The organism is Peribacillus sp., from assembly GCF_059453735.1.
Genome location: NZ_JAZVJO010000200.1, coordinates 1 through 3,877 on the forward strand (window position 1 = coordinate 1; position 3,877 = coordinate 3,877).

The 3,877-nt window shown below is 42.6% G+C and carries 4 protein-coding genes; all 4 read left to right on the forward strand.

Annotation, left to right across the window (positions count from 1 at the left end; all coding sequences use genetic code 11):
* Positions 1-589 (forward strand): DUF4352 domain-containing protein (locus AC52RT_RS06350; protein ID WP_495539967.1); only part of this gene is annotated, 589 nt, incomplete at its 5' end.
* Positions 590-791: 202 nt separating this feature from the next.
* On the forward strand, positions 792-1,217 hold the full coding sequence (gene cymR, locus AC52RT_RS06355) for a cysteine metabolism transcriptional regulator CymR (protein WP_340846547.1): 426 nt from the start codon (positions 792-794) through the stop codon (positions 1,215-1,217).
* A gap of 17 nt (positions 1,218-1,234) precedes the next feature.
* On the forward strand, positions 1,235-2,377 hold the full coding sequence (locus AC52RT_RS06360; RefSeq protein WP_495539968.1) for a cysteine desulfurase family protein: 1,143 nt from the start codon (positions 1,235-1,237) through the stop codon (positions 2,375-2,377).
* Positions 2,378-2,399: 22 nt separating this feature from the next.
* Positions 2,400-3,515, forward strand: coding sequence for a tRNA 2-thiouridine(34) synthase MnmA (gene mnmA / locus AC52RT_RS06365; RefSeq protein ID WP_495539969.1), 1,116 nt, complete (start codon positions 2,400-2,402; stop codon positions 3,513-3,515).
* Positions 3,516-3,877: the final 362 nt, after the last annotated feature.

Sequence of the window (3,877 nt, forward strand, 5' to 3'; positions counted from 1 at the left end):
AGGTGTTAAAAAATGTCCGAATTGTGGAAAAGATCAACGGAATTGGTTCATGAAACATAAATTTCTGACTTTTCTTGGAGCGATGATTGCCCTTATTATTAAAATTAGTACAACAGGCGGCGAAAGCGAAGACACCGCGACTTCTAACAAAGATAAAGAATCGGTAACTAATAAAGAAAAGATCTACAAGCCAGGCGAAGTGATTAAGGATGGTAAATTAGAAGTTACGGTAACGAAATTTGAAGAAAAAGCGAAAGTCGGTATTCAATATGTAAGCAAAGAAGCATCCGAAGGTGGAACATTCGTAGCCATTCAGTACAAAATGAAAAATGTATCGGAAGAGCCAGTCGGAATGTTTTCTTATCCAACGCTTAAATTAGTAGACGAAAAAGGCACTAAATATGATTCTGATCTTGAGGCAAGTACAAATTATTCGATAGAAACTGGAATAGACGATTCAAAATTACTCTCAGACCTAAATCCTGACATTAGTGTAAATGATTCGAATGTTTATGAAATATCTAAAGAAAAGTTTGCTAAAGGCAACTGGTATATTCAAGTTGGAGATGTTAAAGTACAAATCAAATAATGTATATAATCACCTTATCCTCAGAGATAAGGTGATTTTTTTAGTTTTAAATCCCTATCGATATAGTAAGGATGGGTAAATGCAATTGTACTGGGAATATGCTATAATTTTTAGAGCCTATTAATAGATAAGATGAGAGAAAACAGATAGATAAAGACACCGTATTGTCAGGTGAAACTGTGAAAAGATAGAGGTGTTAAGAATGAGAATATCAACTAAAGGCCGTTACGGCTTAACGATTATGATCGACTTAGCGAAAAATTATGGTGACGGACAAAGTCCAACATCCTTAAAATCAATTGCGAAGAATAATGATTTATCTGAACACTATTTAGAACAGCTAATTGCTCCGCTTCGAAATGCTGGTTTAGTCCGGAGTATTCGTGGTGCGTATGGGGGATATATTCTGGCGAAAGAGCCGGGACAAATTACCTCAGGTGATGTGATTCGTGTGCTTGAAGGACCTATTTCACCGGTTGAGGGAATTGAGGATGAAGAGCCAGTGAAGCGTCAGCTTTGGATTCGTATTCGTGACGCGGTCAAAGATGTGCTTGATAATACAACTATTGAGGACCTGGCTAATTATAAAGATGAAGGCGAACAAGATTCTTATATGTTTTATATTTAAATGGAGGCGACGTGGAAGTGGAACGATTTTATTTAGACCATGCCGCAACATCGCCCATGCATCCGTCCGTCATTGACAGGATGATGAGTGCGATGGCGGGGAATTTCGGTAATCCGTCAAGCATCCATTCATTTGGCCGGGAGGCGCGTCATAGTCTGGATGAAGCTCGAGGGGAGATTGCTGCAAGTATCGGCGCGAACCGCCAGGAGATTGTATTTACGAGCGGCGGGACGGAAGCGGATAATACAGCTATGATTGGTGTTGCTCATTCGTATCAGCATCGCGGGAAGCATATTATTACGACAGAAATCGAGCATCATGCGATTCTTCACCCTGCCCAATTCCTTGAAAAAGAAGGCTTTGAGGTGACGTATTTACCGGTCAATGAACAAGGACTGATTTCCTTGGAGGACCTTAAACAGGCATTGCGCGAGGATACGATACTTGTTTCAATCATGTTTGGGAACAATGAAGTAGGAACGATTCAGCCAATCGCTGAGATCGGCAGTATCATGCGAAATCATCCTGCTTTTTTCCATACTGATGCCGTACAGGCTTACGGTGTGGTCAAAATTGATGTTAATGAGTTAGGAATTGATTTACTGTCGGTTTCAGCCCATAAAATCAATGGGCCAAAGGGAATCGGCTTTTTATATATCCGCGATGGGATTAAGCACGAGCCTCATCAGCTTGGCGGTGAGCAAGAGCGCAAACGTCGTGCGGGAACAGAAAGTGTGCCGGCAATCGCTGGTTTTGCTGAGGCAGTGAAGATTGCACAGCAGACCCTATTGGAAAAAAGTGCTCGGTATGAGTCATTTAAACAGTTGATGATTGATGTGTTTGATCAAGCAGGAATTGCTTATTCCATAAATGGTTCACCTGAGCATACGCTGCCGCATGTGTTGAATGTAAGTTTACCGGGAACGAATGTGGAGTCAATGCTTGTTAATCTAGACCTGGCTGGAATTGCTGTTTCAAGCGGATCTGCTTGTACAGCGGGTTCGATTGAGCCATCGCATGTCCTTGTAGCGATGTTTGGCAAGAATGATGAACGGACAAAAAATTCGATTCGATTTAGTTTCGGTTTTAATACGACTGAGCAGGAAATTCGCCAAGCAGCGGAAGAAACAGTTACAATCATCAACAGATTGGTCAAATAAAGAGTTAAAAAGGAGTTTCATTATGAATAAAGCACCAAAGGACACTCGTGTCGTTGTTGGGATGTCAGGAGGCGTTGATTCGTCAGTTGCAGCCTTGCTTTTGAAGGAACAAGGCTACGATGTAGTCGGGATCTTCATGAAGAACTGGGATGATACTGATGAAAATGGTGTCTGTACCGCGACAGAAGATTACAATGATGTTATTGCTGTATGTAACCAAATTGGAATCCCTTATTATGCTGTAAACTTTGAAAAGCAATATTGGGACAAGGTGTTTACGTACTTCTTAGATGAATATAAAGCGGGCCGGACGCCGAATCCGGATGTTATGTGTAACAAAGAAATTAAATTTAAGGCGTTTCTTGAGCATGCAGTGAGCCTTGGAGCCGATTATTTGGCTACTGGTCATTATGCGCGCGTTGAATTCCGTGATGGTGATTACAAAATGCTTCGCGGAATTGATGAGAATAAGGATCAAACGTATTTCCTTAATCAACTTACGCAAGAACAGCTTTCAAAAGTAATGTTCCCACTTGGCGGCATTGCAAAGCCTGAGGTTCGGAAAATTGCCCAAGAAGCTGGACTTGCAACGGCTGCTAAAAAGGATTCAACTGGAATCTGTTTTATCGGTGAACGTAATTTCAAAGAGTTCCTTGGACAATATCTGCCGGCCCAGCCTGGTAATATGGAAACATTCGATGGCAAAGTAATGGGAAAACATTACGGCTTGATGAACCATACAATCGGCCAGCGCCACGGTCTTGGAATCGGCGGCAGCGGTGAACCTTGGTTTGCGATTGGAAAGAATCTGAAAGATAATATTTTGTATGTAGGCCAAGGCTTCCACCACGAAAAATTATACTCAGACTCCCTTACAGCCGTGAACGTCAGCTGGGTCGCAAATCACGCACCAGCGACAGAATTCAAATGCACAGCGAAATTCCGCTACCGTCAACCGGACAGCGGCGTAACTGTAAAAGTGCTTGAAAATGGAGACGCAAAAGTCATCTTTGACGAGCCAATCCGTGCCATCACACCTGGCCAAGCAGTCGTCTTCTACGACGGCGAAATCTGCCTCGGCGGCGGCACCATTGACGAAGTCTTCAAGAAAGACCAAAAACTAACCTACGTAGGTTAATAAGATGAAATCCCCAGCTGTAGACCGCTGGGGATTTTATTATGGTTGGGGTGTATCAATAGGTCGCCAAACGGGTAACTAAATTGGAATGGAAAGATTGTTTACGGGGTTGTCCAGAAAGAGTCGCAAAAGGTCGTAGGGAAGAATCAACCCGAATTCGTGAAGAATCATTTCGAGTTAGGGAAGAATGATGACGAGTTGAGGCAGAATTAATCGGAGTTCGGGGAGAATGAACCTCCCTATTACCTGATTGGGTGCTAAGCCGCGGAGAAAAAACAGGTAACCAGATTGGAATGGAAAGATTGTTTACGGGGTTGTCCAGAAAGAGTATCAAAAGGTCGTAGGGAAGAATCAACCCGAGT

Excerpts from the sequence above, each read along its gene's own strand:
- cymR (WP_340846547.1), top strand. The coding sequence starts at position 792 with ATGAGAATATCAACTAAAGGCCGTTACGGCTTAACGATTATGATCGAC.
- mnmA (WP_495539969.1), top strand. The coding sequence starts at position 2,400 with ATGAATAAAGCACCAAAGGACACTCGTGTCGTTGTTGGGATGTCAGGA.